We start from the raw sequence: 18990 nt of genomic DNA, 5'->3' as shown, positions 1-18990 counted from the left end.
CGGAAAATGGCCATCTCTTCGGTCGAAAATGGCATTGCACGCAGAGGCTTGATGGTGGTGATTTCGTCACCGTCGGGTGCCGGAAAATCCACAATCGCGCGACAGCTGCTCGGCGATCCGGATATGAAGCTCTCGCTATCGATCTCCGTTACCACGCGTGAGCGCCGCCCAAGCGAAATCGATGGCGTGCATTACCACTTCATCACCAAGCGTGAATTTGAGCGGCTGCGTGACAATGACGAGCTGATCGAATGGGCGGAAGTGCATGGCAACTTCTACGGCACGTTGCGCCAGACCGCTGAGGAAGCGCTGGCAGACGGTCAGGACATGCTGTTCGACATTGATTGGCAGGGTGCTGAACAGCTCCAAGCCAAGATGCCTGCCGATGTGGTGTCGATCTTCATTCTGCCGCCTACCATGCGTGAGCTGCAGAACCGCCTCAACCGCCGTGCGGAAGACACGGCTGATGTGATCGAAACCCGCTTGCAGAACGCACGATTCGAAATCCAGAAATGGGTAAAATACGACTATATAGTCATCAATGAAGACCTTCAGCGCTCCTATGCGGGCATCAAAGGCATCATCGTTGCCGAGCGTTTGCGCCGTGATCGGCGTCCGGGACTTTTCGAATTTGTCGAAGGTCTTCTGGAGGAAAATCCGGGAATCTAAACAGCCATCAAAGCGCGGGGAGGGCGTGACGTGAGACCAGTTGTTGTCGTCACTGGAGGCAGCAGAGGTATTGGTGCTGCGACTGCAACGCTCTTCGCGCGCGAAGGCTATAATGTCTGCATCAGCTATGTAAGCGATGTTGATGCCGCTCTTGGCACTGTAAAAGCCTGCGAAGGCTTCGGTGCCAAAGCAATAGCTGTGCGCAGCGACGTTGCAAACCGGCAAAACGTGATCGATCTTTTCGCAACCTGTGATCGGGAGCTGGGCGCGCCCAGCTGTCTTGTCAACAATGCGGGCATCATCGGGCAAAACACCCGCATCCAGGGGCTTGAGGAAGAAGCACTCGAACAAACATTCAGGACGAATGTCTTCGGGTTACTCTATTGCACACAGGAAGCCGCACGCCGGATGTCGACTGCGAACGGTGGCTCTGGCGGCACAATCATCAATATTTCATCAGTGGCGGCCGTTTTGGGAAGCCCGGGCGAATATGTCCATTATGCTGCATCGAAAGGTGCGGTTGAAACCATTTCGATCGGCGCTGGCAAAGAGCTGGCACCGGAAGGTATTCGGGTGAATGCCATTCGTGTCGGCACGACCAACACGTCTATTCATGCACTAAGCGGCAATCCTGATCGACCTGCAAAAATTGCAGCCATGACGCCGATGGGGCGTATCGCCGAGCCGGAAGACATTGCACAAACAGCGCTCTGGCTCGCTTCCGATAAATCAGGATTTGTAACCGGAACTGTCATTACAGTTGCGGGTGGTCTAAGCGCTTAATTTAGTTGATAATATTATATCACGCCGTCGGTTTGATTTCCGATTGCGACGATAATGATAGGGCATTCGAAATGAACTGCCGAAAAATTTTAGAAAGTTGTGATTGCCGTGTCTTTTGTAAGTCCGCCCACCAAGCACTGGTCTGTTGTTGAGCTATTGCATGAAACGGTCAAGAACCCGAATATTCATGTACGAGGAAAACACAGCTATTACAGCAATGCCTGGACAGGTTCATTTGAAGATAGCGTTGTTCGGTACTTGTATGGTGATGAATACAGCCTCAAGGCTTGGGAATCTCAATGGCCGGTGGATCAGCTTCACATAGGTGATTATGTTTGTATCGGCGCGGAAGCAGTCATATTGATGGGTGGCAACCATACGCATCGTACGGACTGGTTCAGTCTCTATCCATTTCCGGATGTTATTCTCGATGCCTATAAGGGAAAGGGCGACACCGTTATTGCGGATGGTGCCTGGATTGGAATGCGTGCTATGTTGATGCCGGGCATCACTGTCGGAGAAGGGGCAATCATCGCCTCTGGTGCTATCGTGACGAAGGATGTTGCACCTTACACGATTGTCGCCGGTAATCCTGCTACGGTGGTTCGCTCGCGGTTTCCAGCACCGGTCGTTGAAACCCTGTTGGGTCTGGGAATATACAACTGGGATCAGAAAAAGTTCGATGCAATGAAAGCCTATCTCTGCGCAAGCCAGATTGAAGTGCTTGTCAGCGCTTCGGCAAAATACGATGCCTTGGTCAAAATAACGGAATGAGCTTGGCGCTCATTCCAGCCTGATCTGAATGCGATCCGTATCAGCAACCAATTGCCGAAATGCTTCCAGAAAAGGCTTGCCGCCGATCGTTTTTAGCTCGCTCAGGGCTTCCACATTTCTGAATACGAGTTCGCATTCGCCTGGCCAGCCGGGACCACCCCATTGCACACCATCCCAGAATGAATCGAGCGTATAGCCAAAGGATTTTGGATCAAGCGCGGGCACGGTGTCGAGATAGCGCTGCCAGAGCTCGTTAGGGGACTTTATGCCGGTGCAGTCGATTTCATAGACCGGCAGCATCAGTCGACCAGTATGAGGATCGCGTCCACTACGGCCAGTGTGAAGAGCAGCGCGATCATGGTTGCAGCTGCAATTACCATCATGCGCTTTTGTCGGGAGCGCTTTTCAGGCTGCTTCCCACTCCAGTCATATGGCGTCTCAGGCATTATCTCCTCCGGCATGATTTATCTCTTCAACCAGTCTCCATGGGTCCTGATCTTTATAAGCGTGCACATGACTGCGCCCATCTGCAAGATAAACAATACCCTGAGCGCCATAAAATTTACCGTCGGGATATCGCATTACGATTATCACTTCATATCCGCGTGCATCTTTGTAAACGCCACCTGTCCGGATTTTGAGTGTCATGCGCGGTCCTCTCGGGTCGCTTTCAGCAATAAGGGCTGTGGAGAAAATGTTATAGCTGCTGGAGTGCGATCCGATTGCCTTCACTATCCATAATTTCAGCTACAAAGCTATTTTCGCCGAAAGCTGTCTTTGGAAACAGCACTTCGCTGCCGAATTTCGCGGCCTTTGCAATTACCTTATCGATGTCAGCAACGCTGAGATAGACAATCGCACCATTGATAGTTGGCACATAGACGTCGCCTTCTGCCAGCGCGCCACTAGCACCATCCTTACCTTCTTCGAAAGGAAAGTAAGCCATGCGATTGCCGTGGATTTTTGCCACCTCGCCAAATGCGATGTCGAAGACTTCAGAATAAAACGCGACGGCACGTTCAAGCTTTGTAACCGGAATTTCGATGTGGGCGATGATATTCATCAAGAAGCTCCGAAAGAAGAAATGGCTGTTTCGCTGGCTTTCCTGATCGAATTGAGGATGCGGCTGCGGATTATGCCGCTGACTGGACGGATCAGATACCAATAGGGCGTGAAGCGAAGATGACTTTTACGATCAGGGCAAAAGACACGCGTTTCGGTGACTAGGCGCGTTTTGCCGCCCTGTTCGGTCACTGTGAATGTCAGTGCAAGCTTTGCAACGCCCGGTGTGCAGAAAGCGAGATAGTCTTCCGCGCTATCCATTTTTACGAGGCCGAAATCAGTCTTCCAGAATTGCCCTACCAGCCCATAAACCAGTGCTTCACTGGGCCTATGCTCAAGCAGCGTAAACTCATGCAAGCCGAAAGGCGGCGCAACACTATTTTCGCGCCCACGCAGTCGCGCAAGTGCCCGCATGGGCACTTCACGCAATGCAATCATGCTGCGGAAGAACATGTCCGTTTCTGGCCTGTAGCTCATTGCCGCCTGAAACACTGCCTCAGGCGAGGCATTAACATCGCAGCCATGGACTTCGCTGAAACCATAGTCAGGCAGATACTTATCGATCACTTGCATGAGCAGGGATTATACCGCTGTACCGCCGACAGTCACCTGATCCATGCGCAGATGCGGCTGGCCAACGCCGACCGGAACCCACTGTCCGCCCTTACCACAATTGCCCGACCCGGTATCGAGTTTCATATCATTGCCGATCATCGAAATGCGCTGCATGGCATCCGGGCCATTGCCGATCAGCATCGCGCCCTTGATAGGCGCACCGATCTTGCCGTCTTCGATCATGTAAGCTTCCGTGCAACCGAACACGAATTTGCCAGACGTGATATCAACCTGACCGCCACCAAAGGAAACGGCATAAATTCCCTTCTTCATGGAAGCGATTATCTCTTCCGGCGTTTTGTCACCAGAAAGCATATAGGTGTTGGTCATGCGTGGCATGGGCGCGTGTGCATAAGATTCGCGGCGGCCATTGCCAGTGGCTTCCATGCCCATCAGGCGGGCATTCTGCCGGTCCTGCATGTAATTTACGAGCTTGCCATCTTCGATCAACACAGTGCGATTGGTCGGTGTGCCTTCATCATCGATGGTCAGTGAACCGCGGCGTTCAGAGATCGTACCGTCATCGACGACGGTTACACCTTTCGAAGCCACCTGCTGTCCTAGAAGACCGGCAAAGGCGGAAGTCTTCTTACGGTTGAAGTCGCCTTCAAGGCCGTGGCCAACCGCTTCATGCAGCATCACACCCGGCCAGCCATTGCCCAGCACGATGTCGTAGGTGCCAGCGGGAGCGGGGATCGCTTCGAGATTGACGAGCGCCTGACGCAATGCTTCATCGGCAACGCTCTGCCAGCTTTCCGTAGTGATGAAGTCGCCAAAACCTTTGCGTCCACCAAGTGTGTGCGAACCGGATTCCTGACGGTCGCCATTGCCTGCTACCACCGAAACGCTCAAACGCACCATCGGGCGAATATCGCGCACGAAATGCCCATCCGCACGGAGAATTTCCACTTGCTGCCATGATCCGGCAATGGAAACAGAAACCTGCCGCACCTTGGGGTCTTTCGCGCGCAGATATGCATCGATCTTCTGCAGAAGCTGCACCTTCGCATCGAAAGTTGGCGACCCGATTGGGTTCTCGTCAGTATAAAGATGGCGATTGGTTCCCGCGGGTGCCCCTGCATATGTGCCGCTATGACCCGTCAGTGTGGCCGAAACCGCGTCGGACGCGCGTTTGAGAGCCGCAAGGGAAAGATCGCCCGCGTGGGCATAGCCGATTGCTTCGCCAGCAACAGCGCGCAAGCCAAATCCCTGATCCTGATTGAACGAGCCGGTCTTCAGGCGTCCGTTGTCGAAAACGAGTGCTTCCGCCTCGCGATATTCCATAAAGAGTTCGCCGTCGTCGCTACCTTTCAGGCTTTGCGAGACAAGGCGCTCAATATCGTCACGAGTTACGTCGAAGCTATCGATCAGGCTCTTCATAAAAATAATCCTGCGGCATGTGTTTGCCACAGGATGTAAGCGCTAAATAGGTTGAGAACAACCTTGAGATTACGGCAAGGCGTCGAAGCCTTCACCAAATCCCTTCAAATCTACGGGAATTCCAACGCCTTCTTCCGGTGTCTGGAAGACGATGAAGGTTGCAGACTTGCCATTGCGGAATGTGTTGAGCAGCTCGTCTTCAAGGATGACCTCTGCATAGCAGCCGTCTTCAAAGCAGCGCACGAAATAGGCGCGGCCGATATCCTTTCCATCAACATTCAGGCCAAGGCCGTTTGGCAGCAATACGCCGAGCGGGGCCAGAACGCGCAGGATACGAGCCTTGTTGTCGGCAGTTTTGAGAACAACGACCGAAAGACCGAGTTCGGGACGTTTGGCTGCAACCACGTTCTGAATGAGCGCACACTGCTCGGTTTTGGCACCGGCTGGCGTATCACACAGAATCGCCCATGGGCCATGCTGTGATTTGAGCGTGCCACTCTGCTGCGGCGTCGCGGAAGATTGCGGCTGCGCAGGTGTTTGTGCCGTTGGTGCTGGAAGTTGCGCAGGCGTTTCCTGCGCGACTGACGGCATTGTGGCAGCCGCGAAGACCAGAGCTACACTCGTTGCGAGGGTAGCAAAGCGTTGGAAAATCGAGCGGCGGGCGGATGTGCGGAAAATCATGAAATCTCCAGATCGAATCACCGGGACGTTACCCTCCGAAACAGGCGGTGAAAAGCTATTGTCGCTTCCGAGCCATCATCGCAAAGGTGATACCGGCATTGCATCTGAGATGCGTCCCCGGCAGTTGCATCCATTATCACGCGGCACGTTAGAGGAAACCTCTTGCTAAATCATGGCTTCATTATGGGTTTATCAGGTTTTTCCCAAGTTTTCGAAGGGTTATGACGCTTTATTGAATGATCGGCATGCGGGCCTCTGACGCAGGCTTGCGCGCAAAAATGCCGCACAGGAACATATTCGCCTTCCTTGCGGTGTGCGTTAAGGTGTGGTTTGAACGCTGACGGGGGATACGGCCGTCTAAACGTCCGGCGTCCAGCCTGAAAGGGCGAAAAGGGAGAGAGTTCTGGTGGATAAATTTGTTGCCACAACGAGGGGTGCCGTCGTTGGTGCTTTCGCATTGCTGTGGACGAGCGGTGCCGCTTTGGCGGATCAGCCGCGTCCATGGGAGATAAGATTTCAAGAAGCTGCGACCGGTATTGCCGAGCAGATTCATTGGTTTGAGCGTTATACGCTCTGGTTCATCATTCCAATCACATTGCTGGTTCTGGCGTTGATCGTCTGGTGTGTGATCAGGTTCCGCGCAAGCGCAAACCCAGAACCATCCAAGACCAGTCATAATACGGCTATCGAGGTTATCTGGACCGTGGGTCCGGTCATTATTCTGCTTTTCCTTGCGGTGCCGTCGTTCCAGCTTCTGACTGCTCAATATTCGCCTCAGGATCCAACGCTGACGGTCAAAGCAACCGGTTATCAGTGGTACTGGGGCTATGAATATCAGACCGAAACGCCGGTAAGCTTTGATTCGCTTATCTTGAAGGATGCTGATCGCGCTGCTGCAGGCAAAGAAGATCATGCTCGTTATCCGCGCCTTCTGGCAGTCGATAACGAAGTGGTCGTGCCGATTGGCGAAACGGTCCGTCTTCTGGTAACAGCTGCCGATGTGATCCATTCATGGACCATTCCGGCCTTTGGTGTGAAAATGGACGCCGTACCTGGCCGTATCAACGAAGCCTGGTTCAAAGCCGACAAGGAAGGCCTCTATTATGGCCAGTGTTCCGAGCTCTGCGGCAAGGACCATGCCTTCATGCCAATCGCCGTTCGTGTCGTCTCAAAAGAGCAGTACAACACATGGCTGACGGCAGCCGCCTCGGATGTTCCGGGTGCAAACAAGGCGCTTCAGGCTGAGCTTGAAGGCGATGCAAACGATAAAGTGGCTGCGGCGGGTCTTTAAAGACTTCGATACGCAAGACTGTTGAAAAACGGGAGCGAATTCCATGGCTGGCACAGCAGCTCACGAGCATGGAGCCCATGACGACCACAAGCCTAAAGGCTGGGTGCGCTGGGTTTACTCGACCAATCATAAAGACATCGGTACTCTGTACCTGATCTTCGCAATCATTTCCGGCATCATCGGCGGCGCATTGTCTATTGCAATGCGTGCCGAGCTTCAGGAGCCGGGCATCCAGATTTTCCATGGTCTGGCACAGATGGTTTATGGTGTTGAGGGCGACGCAGCTCTCGATGCTGGTAAGCATATGTTCAACGTGTTCACCTCTGCGCACGCTCTGGTCATGATCTTCTTCATGGTTATGCCTGCGCTGATCGGTGGTTTCGCCAACTGGATGATCCCGCTGATGATCGGTGCGCCTGATATGGCGTTCCCGCGTATGAACAATATTTCGTTCTGGCTTCTTCCGCCGGCGCTCACACTGCTGCTGATCTCGCTGTTCATGCCTTCGGCACCCGGCGGCTGGGGTCCTGGCGGCGGCTGGACGCTGTATCCGCCGCTTTCGACGAGCGGTCAGCCTGGCCCGGCAATCGATTTCGCCATTCTGGCGCTCCATATTTCCGGTGCGTCGTCGATCCTTGGTGCGATCAACTTCATCACGACGATCCTGAACATGCGCGCTCCGGGCATGACGCTGCACAAGATGCCGCTGTTCGCCTGGGCTGTGCTGGTAACTGCTTTCTTGCTGTTGCTTTCGCTTCCTGTTCTCGCAGGTGGCATCACCATGCTGCTGACTGATCGTAATTTCGGTACGACCTTCTTCACGCCGGATGGCGGTGGTGATCCGATCCTTTACCAGCACCTGTTCTGGTTCTTCGGTCATCCAGAAGTGTACATTCTGATCCTGCCGGGCTTCGGTATCGTCAGCCACATCATTTCGACCTTCTCGCGCAAGCCAGTCTTCGGTTATCTCGGCATGGCTTACGCTATGGTCGCGATTGGTGTTGTCGGCTTCGTCGTCTGGGCTCACCATATGTACACGGTCGGTCTGTCGCTCGACACGCAGCGCTACTTCGTTTTTGCAACGATGGTTATCGCGGTTCCGACGGGCATCAAGATCTTCTCTTGGATCGCGACCATGTGGGGCGGTTCGCTGACTTTCCGCGCGCCGATGCTCTGGGCGATTGGCTTCATCTTCCTGTTCACGGTTGGTGGTGTAACGGGCGTTCAGCTCGCCAATGCCGGTCTCGATCGTGCGCTGCATGACACCTATTACGTTGTGGCTCACTTCCATTACGTTCTGTCGCTGGGTGCTGTGTTTGCGATTTTCGCGGGCTGGTACTACTGGTTCCCGAAGATGAGCGGCTATATGTACGACGAATTCACCGCAAAGCTGCACTTCTGGGTCACCTTCGTCGGCGTCAATCTCGTCTTCTTCCCGCAGCACTTCCTCGGTCTTGCCGGTATGCCACGTCGTTACATCGACTATCCGGATGCCTATGCAGGCTGGAACATGGTGTCGTCTTACGGCTCGTACATTTCCGGCTTCGCTGTGCTGATCTTCCTCTACAATGTCTTTGAGGCATTTGCGAAGAAGCGTGAAGCTGGTGCGAACCCATGGGGTGAAGGCGCCACGACGCTGGAATGGCAGCTTTCATCGCCTCCGCCGTTCCACCAGTGGGAACAGCTGCCGCGTATAAAGTAAATGTGCAAGGGGCGAGCCCTGAAAGGGGTTCGCCCTCGCGCAAAACTGTGATATGTGCGGGCGGCATTCAGTTCCGTCCGTCACCGATTGACGTTCAAGACGACGCTTCTGACTAGGAGTGAATGCATCTCCGGGAGGTAAAAGTCGTATTGAATAGCTGATGTGTGCTCTGGGCCGAGCACAGCATTGGCCCGGTGAATTCGAGGTTGTAGAAGTTAATGTCTCTGGTGGAAAAAAACACGGTTTCCGATGACGCATTCGCTCTTTCCGAGGCGACTGCGCGGGATTATCTCGTCCTGCTGAAGCCGCGTGTGATGTCACTTGTGGTGTTCACCGGGCTTGTGGGCTTGGTGCTTGCGCCTGGACATATGAACCCTGTGCTGGCTGCAATCAGCATTCTCTGCATTGCGGTGGGTGCTGGCGCGTCCGGGGCTCTCAATATGTGGTACGATGCCGATATTGATGCCGTGATGAAGCGCACCCGCAATCGTCCAATTCCAGCAGGTATCATTGCACCGAACCAGGTTCTGGCCTTTGGCCTCACGCTTTCGGTATTTTCTGTCATTACGCTTGGCCTGATGGTCAATTGGCTGGCTGCAGCTCTTCTTGCTTTCACCATCTTCTTCTACGCCGTGATCTACACGATGTGGCTCAAACGCTCGACGCCGCAGAACATCGTTATCGGTGGCGCCGCCGGTGCTTTCCCGCCAATGATCGGCTGGGCTGCTGCAACTGGCGAGATCACATGGGACAGCGTTGTGCTGTTCATGATCATCTTTCTTTGGACGCCACCACATTTCTGGGCTTTGTCGCTGTTTTCGACCAATGACTATGAAGCCGCACGAGTCCCCATGATGCCGAATGTGAGGGGCGAACTATCGACCCGTCGTCAGGCGATGTTCTATGCCGTAATCATGGCGCCTGTAGGTGTGCTGCCTTACGTGCTTGGTTTTGCTGGCATCACTTATGGCGTGATTTCTACACTGCTCGGTCTGGCATTCGTCTATTATGCATGGCGCATGTGGATGGCCGAAAGCCATGCTCAGATGCTGCTTGCCGCGCGCAAACTGTTCCGTTTTTCGCTGATGTACCTTTCGGGCGTCTTTGCGGTTCTGCTGGTGGAAGCACTGGCGATCAGGCTGCTGACAGCCTTTGGAGTGATTTGATGGGTAATTCTGTACAGAAGCCAAATAACGAGGAACTAGAACTGGTTGTACCAACTGAGCAGCAGAGAAAAGCTCAGCGCAACCGTTCCTGGGGCCTCGCAATTGCTTTGGCTCTGTTCGTTGTCCTCGTTTATGTGGGCACAATGGCAAAGCTGGGAGCGAATGTTCTGGTTCGTCCACTCTAATTTTAGGGTGGACTGATAAGAGTTCTATCTGGGAGGAGAGAATGGCAGATCAGCAGAAAATTGATGAGAAGCAGAAGCGGCTCAATCGTTCAAACCGTACGGTTGCGATTGCGTGTCTGTCCTTCTTTGTCTGCATGATTGGCGCGGCTTATGCTTCAGTGCCGCTCTATCGTATTTTCTGCCAGGTAACGGGTTACGGCGGCACCACGCAGCGCGTTGAGCAATATTCCGATACCATTCTGGACAAGACCATGAAGGTGCGTTTCGACGCCAACACCGCAAATGGTTTGCCTTGGGAATTCAAGCCGGTTGAGCGCGAAGTGACCGTGCGTATCGGCGAAACCACCATGATAAAATATGAAGCGCGTAATCTGTTTGATGAGCCGACCTATGGTCGCGCGAGCTTCAATGTGGCTCCGGGCCGTGCAGGCGCTTATTTCAACAAGGTTGAATGCTTCTGCTTTACCGATACGACTTTGCAGCCGGGTGAAGACATGGAAATGCCGGTTGTTTTCTTCGTTGACCCGGAGATCGTCAATGATCCGGATTTGAAAGACGTAAAGACGATTACACTTTCCTACACGTTCTTCCCGATTGACAAGCCGAAGCCTGTTGCAAATGCAAAAGCGACACCAGCGGGTAATAGCGGAAGCTGAGTTCGAAAATTGTGCGGCACACAATGCCGCAAAGACAAAAGAGCCAAGCGGCTCTATGTTGCGATACTAAGGGATTTGTCTGAGATTCTTAGGGGAGCTTAGACAGGAAGGCACAGAGAGGAGCCTTGGGGAGAGACATGGCTGACGTTCACGAGAAAAATCACGACTATCACATCATCGCGCCCAGCCCATGGCCGTTCCTGAGTTCGGTTGGCGCGTTCGTGCTTGCCGTCGGCGGCATTTCATGGATGCGTTATATCAATAACGGCCAGCTTCCGTTCTTCGGTATCAATCTGGTGACGCCATGGATTTTCTTCATCGGCTTGGCGATCGTTTTGTATTGCATGTATGCTTGGTGGGCAGACACGATCAAGGAAGGCCATGAAGGCCATCATACCCGCGTCGTGGCACTGCATCTGCGCTACGGCATGATCATGTTCATTGCCTCGGAAGTCATGTTCTTTGCTGCATGGTTCTGGGCATTTTTCGATGCAAGCCTGTTCCCGAACGAAGTGCATCAGGTGATGCGCGCTGAATTTACAGGCGGTCAGTGGCCTCCAAAGGGCATTGAAGTTCTCGATCCGCTGCACCTGCCGCTTTACAACACTGTCATCCTGCTCCTTTCGGGTACGACATTGACATGGGCGCACCATGCTCTGCTCCACAAGGATCGCAAGGGCATGATCACAGGTCTTGCGCTGACGGTTGCTTTGGGCGTGCTGTTCTCGTTCGTTCAGGCCTACGAATACATTCATGCACCGTTCGAGTTCAAAGACTCGATTTATGGCGCGACCTTCTTCATGGCAACGGGTTTCCATGGCTTCCACGTCATCGTGGGAACGATCTTCCTGCTGGTGATCCTGTTTCGCGCGATGGGTGGTGATTTCACCCCGGAACGCCATTTTGGCTTTGAAGCAGCCGCTTGGTACTGGCATTTCGTGGACGTTGTCTGGCTGTTCCTGTTCTTCACGATCTACGTGTGGGGCGGTTGGGGCGCACCAATGCACGGCGGCTGATCAGCTGTTTGATAAGATGAAGGGGCGGCCTTGGAAACATGGCCGCCTTTTCTTTTCGCAAGTGTTAGGGAGCGTGTGATGTCGGACCATGATTTATATCCAGCAGTCGATCCGGTGAAGAGCGGGCTGACGGGGCATTGCCCGCGCTGCGGCGAAGGTAAACTGTTCGATGGCTTCTTAACTGTCGCGCCGCGCTGCAGGGTCTGTGGTCTGGACTATTCGTTTGCCGATTCTGGCGATGGGCCTGCCGCCTTCGTCATTCTCATCATCGGTTTTATCGTCGTTGGCCTCGCCTTGTGGATGGAGGTCAATTATTCACCGCCTCTATGGGTGCATTTCATTCTGTGGGTGCCTCTGGCGATTATCCTTAGTCTTCTTGCCATGCGCAGCATCAAGGGTATTCTCATCAATCTGCAATTTCGCAACAAGGCGTCACAAGGACGTCTGGATGATGACAATGAATGACCAATCAAAGCGGCAGCGCCTGCCATGGGGATTGCTGATCGCCTCGCTTATCGCGCTGATAATTCTCCTTGGACTCGGTACGTGGCAGGTCGAACGGTTGCAGTGGAAAGAAGTGCTGATTGCGTCCACGCAGGAACGCATTCATGAGCCGCCTTTGCCGCTTGCAGAGATGGAAAAAATCTATCGCGAAAAAGGGTCGGTTGAATATCTGCCGGTGACGGTTTCCGGCACATTCATGCATCAGGGTGAGCGCCATTTTCTGGCGACCTATGATGGCAAGCCGGGTTTCAATGTCTATACGCCGCTGATGCTTGAGGATGGCCGCTTCGTGCTGGTCAATCGCGGCTTCGTCCCTTACGAAAAGAAAGACCCGCAAACCCGCCTTGATGGACAACTGGATGGCCCTGTGACGATTACGGGGCTTGCACGCGATCCGCTCAGCGCAAAGCCGGGCTACTTCCTTCCGGACAATGATGTCGCAAAAAATATCTTCTATTGGAAAGATTGGTCGGCCATGGCTGAAAGCGCGGATATTCCGTCGCTTGATGATGCTGTGCCGTTCTTTATTGATGCCGATAACAAGCCAAACTTTGGCGGTTTGCCTGTTGGCGGCGTGACGATTATTGATTTCCCCAACAACCATTTGCAATATGCGGTTACATGGTATGGCCTCGCTTTGGCGCTGATAGGGGTTGTCGGAAGCTGGCTCTGGCGGTATCGAAAGGCTACAAAGACTTGACAAGGGCCTCGTTAGAGCCCAACTCCGGCCTTATATGCCGATCCTACATGCCCGACCCTATATGATTGTGAGCACTTCAAGCCACGCCGAACCCTGCGAGCACGCTTCATGACCGATACACGCCCCCCTCTGGAAATCCGCCTCTGCGGCCCGCGCGGCTTTTGCGCAGGTGTTGATCGGGCAATCCAGATCGTGGTGCTGGCTCTGAAGAAATATGGCGCGCCTGTCTATGTGCGTCACGAGATCGTGCATAATCGCTATGTTGTTGAAGGTCTGCAGTCCCGCGGTGCGATTTTTGTCGAAGAACTTGATGAAATTCCGGCTGAACATCGTGATCAGCCGGTGGTATTCTCCGCCCATGGCGTACCGAAATCAGTGCCAGCGGATGCGGAATCCAAGAACCTCTTCTATCTTGATGCAACTTGCCCACTGGTTTCCAAGGTGCATAAGCAGGCCATGCGTCATCAGCGCCTTGGCCGTCACGTCATCCTGATCGGTCATTCCGGCCATCCGGAAGTCATCGGCACTATGGGGCAGCTGCCCGAAGGCGCTGTGACGCTCATCGAAACGGTTGAGGATGCGCGGGCGATTGAATTCGCTGATCCAGATAATCTCGGATTCGTAACCCAGACGACACTGTCGGTAGACGACACAGCTGGTATCATCGTTGAGTTGCAGCAGCGTTTCCCGAACCTAACGGCACCTGCCGCAGAATCGATCTGCTATGCCACCACGAACCGTCAGGATGCGGTGCGCGCAGCGGCTCCTGGATGCGATCTGTTTCTTATCGTGGGTGCTCCGAACTCTTCCAATTCCAAGCGTCTTGTCGAAGTTGCTGAAAAGGCGGGCGCGGGCATGTCGATGCTTGTGCAGCGCGCAAGCGATATCGAATGGGACAAGGTCGGTGACATTTCGGTCGTTGGGCTTTCGGCTGGTGCTTCAGCACCTGAGATCATCGTTGATGAAATCATCGATGCTTTCAAAGCCCGTTTTGATGTGAAGATCGAACTGGCAGAAACGACAGTTGAAACCGAAAACTTCCTTGTGAATCGCGAGATACGCGATGTGGAATTGACGGTGCGTGATATGGCATTTGTCAACGGCGAAAACCGGGTCGTCGGTATTCCAAAATTAGAGCGCATCCCGAAAACTGGCTAACGGTTTTCGGGTAAGACGCGCGTGGTGAATATGGGGAAATAAGCGGCATGGCCGTCTATACAGATATCAACGAAATCGAACTTGGCGCTTTTCTCGAGCAATACGACATCGGTGCTCTGACTTCCTATAAGGGCATTGCGGAAGGTGTCGAGAATACCAATTATCTGCTCCACACCACGACAGGCTCTTTCATTCTCACGCTTTATGAGAAGCGCGTGAACCGCGATGATTTGCCGTTTTTCCTCAATCTGATGCTGCATCTTTCCAAGCGTGGCCTGGAATGCCCGCAGCCGGTTGTGCGTCGTGATGGCGCAACGATTGGTGAGCTTGCAGGGCGTCCTGCAGCAATCGTGACCTTCCTTGAAGGCATGTGGATGCGTAAGCCAACCGTCGCTCATTGCGAAGAAGTTGGTCGTGGATTGGCAGAAATGCATCTGGCGGGTGAGGACTTCGACATGCGCCGCCGCAACGGTCTGACATTGCCCGATTGGCGTCCGTTGTGGGACTTGTCCAATGCGCGCGCCGATGCTGTTGAGCAGGGGCTGGCTTCAGAGGCAGAAAGCGATCTTGATTACCTTGAAAAAAATTGGCCAACGGGATTGCCTGAAGGCGTCATCCACGCTGACCTCTTTCCTGATAACGTGTTTTTCCTTGGTGATCGCCTGTCGGGCTTTATCGATTTCTATTTTGCGTGCACGGATATTCTCGCCTATGACGTGGCGGTCTGCCTGAACGCATGGTGCTTTGAGAAAGATTTCTCCTTTAATCTAACCAAGGGCGCGGCCTTCCTGCGGGGTTATAATTCAGTGCGACCGCTTTCGACCGCTGAAATTGAGGCTCTGCCAGTATTGGCCCGCGGCGCTGCTGTTCGCTTCATGCTGACCCGTCTTTATGACTGGCTTAATGTGCCGGATGGCAGCTTTGTCAATAAGAAAGACCCGATGGAATATGTGCGCCGTATGCGCTTCCACCGACAGGTCACATCTGCAACGGAATATGGTCTTGAACTTAGCGGAGCTGACGCGTGAAGCAGATTGAAGCTTTCACGGATGGTGCATGTTCTGGCAATCCCGGTCCCGGTGGCTGGGGCGCTATCGTGCGCTGGAACGGTCATGTGAAAGAGTTGAAGGGCGGCGAAGCCGATACCACCAACAATCGCATGGAGCTGATGGCTGCGATTTCAGCGCTTAATGCGCTCAAAGAGCCATGCGAAGTCGATCTCTACACTGACAGTGTCTATGTGCGTGATGGTATTTCCGGCTGGATTGAGGGCTGGAAGCGCAATGGCTGGAAAACTGCAGCCAAGAAGCCGGTCAAGAATGCAGAGCTGTGGCAGGCACTGGATGAGGCGCGCAAGCCGCATAAGGTGACGTGGCACTGGGTTAAAGGCCATGCTGGCCATCCGGAAAATGAACGCGCTGATGAACTTGCCCGCGCCGGTATGGAGCCATTCAAGTATAACGGTCACAAATCGCTTCAAGTTAAGTAATCAAAGCATTTCGAGTAAAAGTGCGATGCATCGGATAATGCGAGAGAACAAAGCGATAGAGCGGTTTCAATGATTCAGCATTAGCTGGAACCGCTCTAACTTCTGATATTTGGACAAGAAAAAGCCGCGCTGGTTTCAGCGCGGCTTTTTAGTTTCAAGCAGATTACTTGCCCTGCTGTACTTCTGTTGGGTCTTTAAGACGACCTGTCAGGGAAAACGCCAGCAGCGAAGATACCAGCATGACAGCGCCGACAATGAACATTGGCATTTCGTAAAGACCAGTCCAGTCTTTAACGAGGCCTGTGATGTATGGTGCTGCGAAGCCCGCAATATTGCCGATCGTATTGATCAGCGCGATGCCAGCTGCCGCTGCCGTGCCGCTTAGGAAGCGGGACGGAATGGCCCAGAAGTTAGGCAAGGCGGAGAAAATCGCGCAAGCCGTAACTGTGATCATCAGGATCGTGGTTGCAGGCGTTGGCATGAAAAGTGCTGCCGGAATGGCAATGGCGCCAACAAGTGCTGGAATACCAATATGCCATGGGCGCACACCGCGCTTTGCAGCATCGCGGCTCCAGAAATAGAGAGCGATAGCGGCTGGCAGATATGGAATTGCGGTGATGAGACCTTTATCGAACACGTCAAATTTTGTGTTGAACTGTTGCTCGAAGCCGCCAATGATTGTCGGCAGGAAGAAAGCCAGTGCATAGAGGCCGTAGATCAGGCCGAAATAGACAATCGAGAGGAGCCAGACGCGCTTGTCTGCGAGAGCAAGGCCCGTCTTGTGGCTGCCGTGCGCCTTTTCCTTGATCTTCTCTTCCTGAGCGAGCGCGCCGTTCAGCCAGTCGCGTTCTTCCTTGTTCAGCCACTTGGCGTCATTTGGCGTGTCAGGCAGGTAGAAGAAGGTGATGATGCCGACAACGATTGCAGGGACTGCAACGCCGAAGAACATGATGCGCCAGCCTTCGAGACCAAAAGCGCCATGCATTGCGATCAGCTCTGCTGCAAGTGGCGCGCCAATTACAGTGGTCAGCGGCTGTGCGAGATAGAACAGTGCCAGGATCTTGTTGCGGTGACGCGAAGGCACCCAGGTCGACAGGAACAGAATTGCACCTGGGAAGAAGCCAGCTTCAGCAACGCCCAGCAAGAAGCGCAGGATGTAAAGCTCGGTTGCGCTGGAAACCCAAGTGAACAGAAGGGCGACGATGCCCCATGTCACCATGATACGGGCAAGCCATTTGCGTGCGCCAAATTTGTGCAACGCGAGATTGCTAGGCACTTCAAGAATGATATAGCCGACAAAGAAGATACCGGCGGCAAAACCGAACTGAGCTGCTGTCAGCGCAAGGTCGGCAGTCATCCCGTTCGGACCAGCAAAGGAAATTGCGGTGCGATCCAGGAAGTTGATGAAGAACATCAGCGCGATGAAGGGAACCAGCCGGATCGAAATTTTCGATATGGCTGACTTTTCAGCGGACGTCATTTCGTGAGATTTTTGCTGCATTGCAGTTCCTCCCTGCTTGCATAGTAACAAGAGCGAAGGGAACTGCCTGAATGCATATCATACGATATAATGGATTCCAGCGGTGCTTTCGCCCCTAAATACGCGAGATAGCTAAAGAATGCGACATGCCGCCGCAAGCGATTTATTGTCTGTGATTTGTGATAGAACCTCACAGGTATGCTCAGATGCGAACGGGAGTTTCCATGCGTCCATTGCCTTCTTTGAACGCGCTAAAGGCTTTTGAAGCCGTCGCACGCCATCGCTCGATGACGAGGGCGGCAGAGGAATTATGCGTGACGCATGGGGCAGTTAGCCGTCAGATACGATCACTGGAGGATTCCCTTGGCGTGCTTCTGCTTACACGCAATGCGCGACTGAGCGACCCCACGCCCGAAGGTGCGCGACTGGCTGAGGGATTGGCCAGCGCATTTTCAATTATTGAAGGCAGTATAGAGCGTGTAAAGCCGGGACCACTGACCTTGTCGTGTTCGTCCTCAATCATGATGGAGTGGATCATCCCGCGCATTGGCCGATTCCATGATCGCTATCCGGGCATCGAACTGCAGTTCAACATGAATTATGATCGTATCGATTTCATGCGCGACAAGATCGGCATAGCAATCCGCTCAAGCATTATCGAACCGCCAGCAGATGCGGTCATTCGTGATATGGGTCGTGAAGCGATCGGACTTGTCTGTGCGCCGTCCTATCTTGCACAATGCCCGTTGATAACGCCTGCCGACTTGAACCAAGCAGCTGTACTTGCCACGCAAACGCGTCTTGAAGCATTTGCTGACTGGCAAAAAGCGGCACATGCGGATTTCCCGGCGCCAGAGCCAAAATCCAAGTTCCATCATTTCTATCTGCTGATTCAGGCGGTGCTGTGCGGGCTGGGCGTGGCGGTCGTACCGCATATGCTGGTTGCCGAGCATATTGCATCGGGACGTCTGGTAGCGCCTTTTGGCTTCCGTCCGGGGCCGCGTCGAATGTTGCTCTGGATTGCGCCGCACAGGGCAGGGCAACCAGATACGCTTGCACTTGAAAAATGGCTCACGCGTGAAATGCGCGCCCTGCCGGAAAAGCAGGGCGCATAAAGATTTGGATTACAGCTGCTCGATGAGGGTCGCAGCACTTGAAGTTGCGGCCTGACCAGCCTGTTCTTCGATATTGAGGGTCTTGAGCACGCCGTCTTCAACAATTGCCGAATAGCGCTTCGAGCGGATGCCAAGGCCACCAGCGGTCGCATCCAGTTCCAGACCGAGAGCTTTGGTGAACAGGGCCGAACCGTCAGCGAGATAGAGAATCTTGCCTTCGCCGCCGGTGCTCTGTGCCCATGCGCCCATAACGAAAGCGTCATTCACGGCAACGACTGCGATCTGATCAACGCCTTTTGCAAGGATGGTGTCGCGGTTTTCGAGATAGCCAGGCAGGTGGTTAAGGCTGCAGGTTGGCGTGAAAGCGCCGGGAACCGCAAACAGAACAACCTTCTTACCAGCGAAGACTTCGTCGGTCGTCACTTCTTTGACGCCGTCTGCGGTCTTTACCTTGAAGGTTGCTGCGGGCAGCTTGTCACCAACTTTGATCGTCATCGTTTTTCTCCTGAAGGTGAGCCTTTGCCGTTATGGCCCACCTTTATGATGGCTGAATTTCGAGTGCCC

General features: G+C 53.7%; 24 protein-coding genes. 15 read left to right on the top strand and 9 right to left on the bottom strand.

Going from position 1 to position 18990, the window contains the following annotated elements; genetic code table 11:
- Positions 1–6: 6 nt before the first annotated feature.
- The 3 genes from gmk to QSJ70_RS20720 all read left to right on the top strand — a co-directional run bounded on the left by gmk (position 7) and on the right by QSJ70_RS20720 (position 2226).
- Positions 7–669, top strand: coding sequence for a guanylate kinase (gene gmk, locus QSJ70_RS20730; protein ID WP_113487201.1), 663 nt, complete (start codon positions 7–9; stop codon positions 667–669).
- Between the two features lie 30 nt (positions 670–699).
- Positions 700–1452 (top strand): SDR family oxidoreductase, encoded by a 753-nt coding sequence (locus tag QSJ70_RS20725; protein ID WP_285539221.1) that lies wholly within the window; start codon positions 700–702, stop codon positions 1450–1452.
- 108 nt (positions 1453–1560) lie between these two features.
- The gene (locus tag QSJ70_RS20720) at positions 1561–2226 is read left to right on the top strand and encodes a CatB-related O-acetyltransferase (protein ID WP_285539219.1); all 666 of its coding nucleotides are present in this window, start codon (positions 1561–1563) and stop codon (positions 2224–2226) included.
- A 9-nt stretch (positions 2227–2235) separates the two neighbouring features.
- Here QSJ70_RS20720 and QSJ70_RS20715 read toward each other — a convergent pair whose 3' ends face one another.
- The 7 genes from QSJ70_RS20715 to QSJ70_RS20685 form a co-directional block, all read right to left on the bottom strand.
- Entirely contained in the window at positions 2236–2526 is a 291-nt protein-coding gene (locus QSJ70_RS20715) for a barstar family protein (RefSeq protein ID WP_285539217.1), read from the bottom strand.
- The gene (locus tag QSJ70_RS20710) at positions 2526–2672 is read right to left on the bottom strand and encodes a hypothetical protein (RefSeq protein ID WP_153223297.1); all 147 of its coding nucleotides are present in this window, start codon (positions 2670–2672) and stop codon (positions 2526–2528) included. Before QSJ70_RS20710 ends, QSJ70_RS20715 begins: the two co-directional genes overlap by 1 nt.
- Positions 2665–2874 (bottom strand): hypothetical protein, encoded by a 210-nt coding sequence (locus QSJ70_RS20705; RefSeq protein ID WP_079211588.1) that lies wholly within the window; start codon positions 2872–2874, stop codon positions 2665–2667. The genes QSJ70_RS20710 and QSJ70_RS20705 overlap by 8 nt, the downstream gene beginning before the upstream one ends.
- Before the next feature lie 49 nt (positions 2875–2923).
- Positions 2924–3289, bottom strand: coding sequence for a VOC family protein (locus QSJ70_RS20700; RefSeq protein ID WP_112807006.1), 366 nt, complete (start codon positions 3287–3289; stop codon positions 2924–2926).
- Positions 3289–3861, bottom strand: coding sequence for a hypothetical protein (locus tag QSJ70_RS20695; RefSeq protein WP_113159866.1), 573 nt, complete (start codon positions 3859–3861; stop codon positions 3289–3291). Before QSJ70_RS20695 ends, QSJ70_RS20700 begins: the two co-directional genes overlap by 1 nt.
- Positions 3862–3870: 9 nt before the next feature.
- Complete coding sequence (gene tldD / locus QSJ70_RS20690; RefSeq protein WP_285539209.1) at positions 3871–5283, bottom strand: metalloprotease TldD; 1413 nt, start codon at positions 5281–5283, stop codon at positions 3871–3873.
- 69 nt (positions 5284–5352) lie between these two features.
- A complete protein-coding gene (locus QSJ70_RS20685) occupies positions 5353–5964 on the bottom strand; it encodes an invasion associated locus B family protein (protein WP_064320283.1) in 612 nt (203 codons plus the stop codon).
- 406 nt (positions 5965–6370) lie between these two features.
- Here QSJ70_RS20685 and coxB point away from each other — a divergent pair, with 406 nt between their 5' ends.
- From coxB to rnhA, 11 genes are all read left to right on the top strand, one after another.
- Complete coding sequence (coxB, locus tag QSJ70_RS20680) at positions 6371–7255, top strand: cytochrome c oxidase subunit II (protein WP_007874018.1); 885 nt, start codon at positions 6371–6373, stop codon at positions 7253–7255.
- A 43-nt stretch (positions 7256–7298) separates the two neighbouring features.
- On the top strand, positions 7299–8957 hold the full coding sequence (ctaD, locus tag QSJ70_RS20675; protein ID WP_007874019.1) for a cytochrome c oxidase subunit I: 1659 nt from the start codon (positions 7299–7301) through the stop codon (positions 8955–8957).
- A 218-nt stretch (positions 8958–9175) separates the two neighbouring features.
- Entirely contained in the window at positions 9176–10123 is a 948-nt protein-coding gene (gene cyoE / locus QSJ70_RS20670; protein ID WP_007874020.1) for a heme o synthase, read from the top strand.
- A complete protein-coding gene (locus QSJ70_RS20665; protein ID WP_007874021.1) occupies positions 10123–10308 on the top strand; it encodes a cytochrome c oxidase system small membrane protein in 186 nt (61 codons plus the stop codon). The genes cyoE and QSJ70_RS20665 overlap by 1 nt, the downstream gene beginning before the upstream one ends.
- 41 nt (positions 10309–10349) lie before the next feature.
- Positions 10350–10964, top strand: coding sequence for a cytochrome c oxidase assembly protein (locus tag QSJ70_RS20660; protein WP_064320285.1), 615 nt, complete (start codon positions 10350–10352; stop codon positions 10962–10964).
- A gap of 137 nt (positions 10965–11101) precedes the next feature.
- A complete protein-coding gene (locus QSJ70_RS20655; protein WP_007874023.1) occupies positions 11102–11980 on the top strand; it encodes a cytochrome c oxidase subunit 3 in 879 nt (292 codons plus the stop codon).
- A gap of 78 nt (positions 11981–12058) precedes the next feature.
- Positions 12059–12445: a DUF983 domain-containing protein gene (locus QSJ70_RS20650; protein ID WP_285539205.1), complete on the top strand. Its 387-nt coding sequence runs from the start codon at positions 12059–12061 to the stop codon at positions 12443–12445.
- Entirely contained in the window at positions 12438–13184 is a 747-nt protein-coding gene (locus QSJ70_RS20645) for an SURF1 family protein (protein WP_285539203.1), read from the top strand. The genes QSJ70_RS20650 and QSJ70_RS20645 overlap by 8 nt, the downstream gene beginning before the upstream one ends.
- A gap of 108 nt (positions 13185–13292) precedes the next feature.
- The gene (gene ispH, locus QSJ70_RS20640) at positions 13293–14342 is read left to right on the top strand and encodes a 4-hydroxy-3-methylbut-2-enyl diphosphate reductase (RefSeq protein ID WP_007874027.1); all 1050 of its coding nucleotides are present in this window, start codon (positions 13293–13295) and stop codon (positions 14340–14342) included.
- A gap of 47 nt (positions 14343–14389) precedes the next feature.
- Positions 14390–15370, top strand: a complete 981-nt coding sequence (locus QSJ70_RS20635; protein ID WP_285539198.1) for a homoserine kinase — start codon at positions 14390–14392, stop codon at positions 15368–15370.
- Complete coding sequence (rnhA, locus tag QSJ70_RS20630; RefSeq protein WP_064320288.1) at positions 15367–15831, top strand: ribonuclease HI; 465 nt, start codon at positions 15367–15369, stop codon at positions 15829–15831. Before QSJ70_RS20635 ends, rnhA begins: the two co-directional genes overlap by 4 nt.
- Positions 15832–15994: 163 nt before the next feature.
- Here the strand turns inward: rnhA and QSJ70_RS20625 are convergent, their stop codons facing one another.
- Complete coding sequence (locus QSJ70_RS20625; RefSeq protein WP_113487217.1) at positions 15995–17332, bottom strand: MFS transporter; 1338 nt, start codon at positions 17330–17332, stop codon at positions 15995–15997.
- Between the two features lie 203 nt (positions 17333–17535).
- Here QSJ70_RS20625 and QSJ70_RS20620 point away from each other — a divergent pair, with 203 nt between their 5' ends.
- A complete protein-coding gene (locus tag QSJ70_RS20620) occupies positions 17536–18426 on the top strand; it encodes a LysR substrate-binding domain-containing protein (protein WP_285539197.1) in 891 nt (296 codons plus the stop codon).
- Between the two features lie 9 nt (positions 18427–18435).
- On the opposite strand, the gene QSJ70_RS20615 is transcribed toward QSJ70_RS20620, so the two are convergent.
- Positions 18436–18921, bottom strand: coding sequence for a peroxiredoxin (locus tag QSJ70_RS20615; protein WP_007874034.1), 486 nt, complete (start codon positions 18919–18921; stop codon positions 18436–18438).
- Between the last annotated feature and the right edge of the window lie 69 nt (positions 18922–18990).

Source organism: Brucella sp. NBRC 12950 (genome assembly GCF_030268145.1).
GTDB lineage: Bacteria > Pseudomonadota > Alphaproteobacteria > Rhizobiales > Rhizobiaceae > Brucella.
This window is presented reverse-complemented; position numbering and strand designations above follow the sequence as displayed.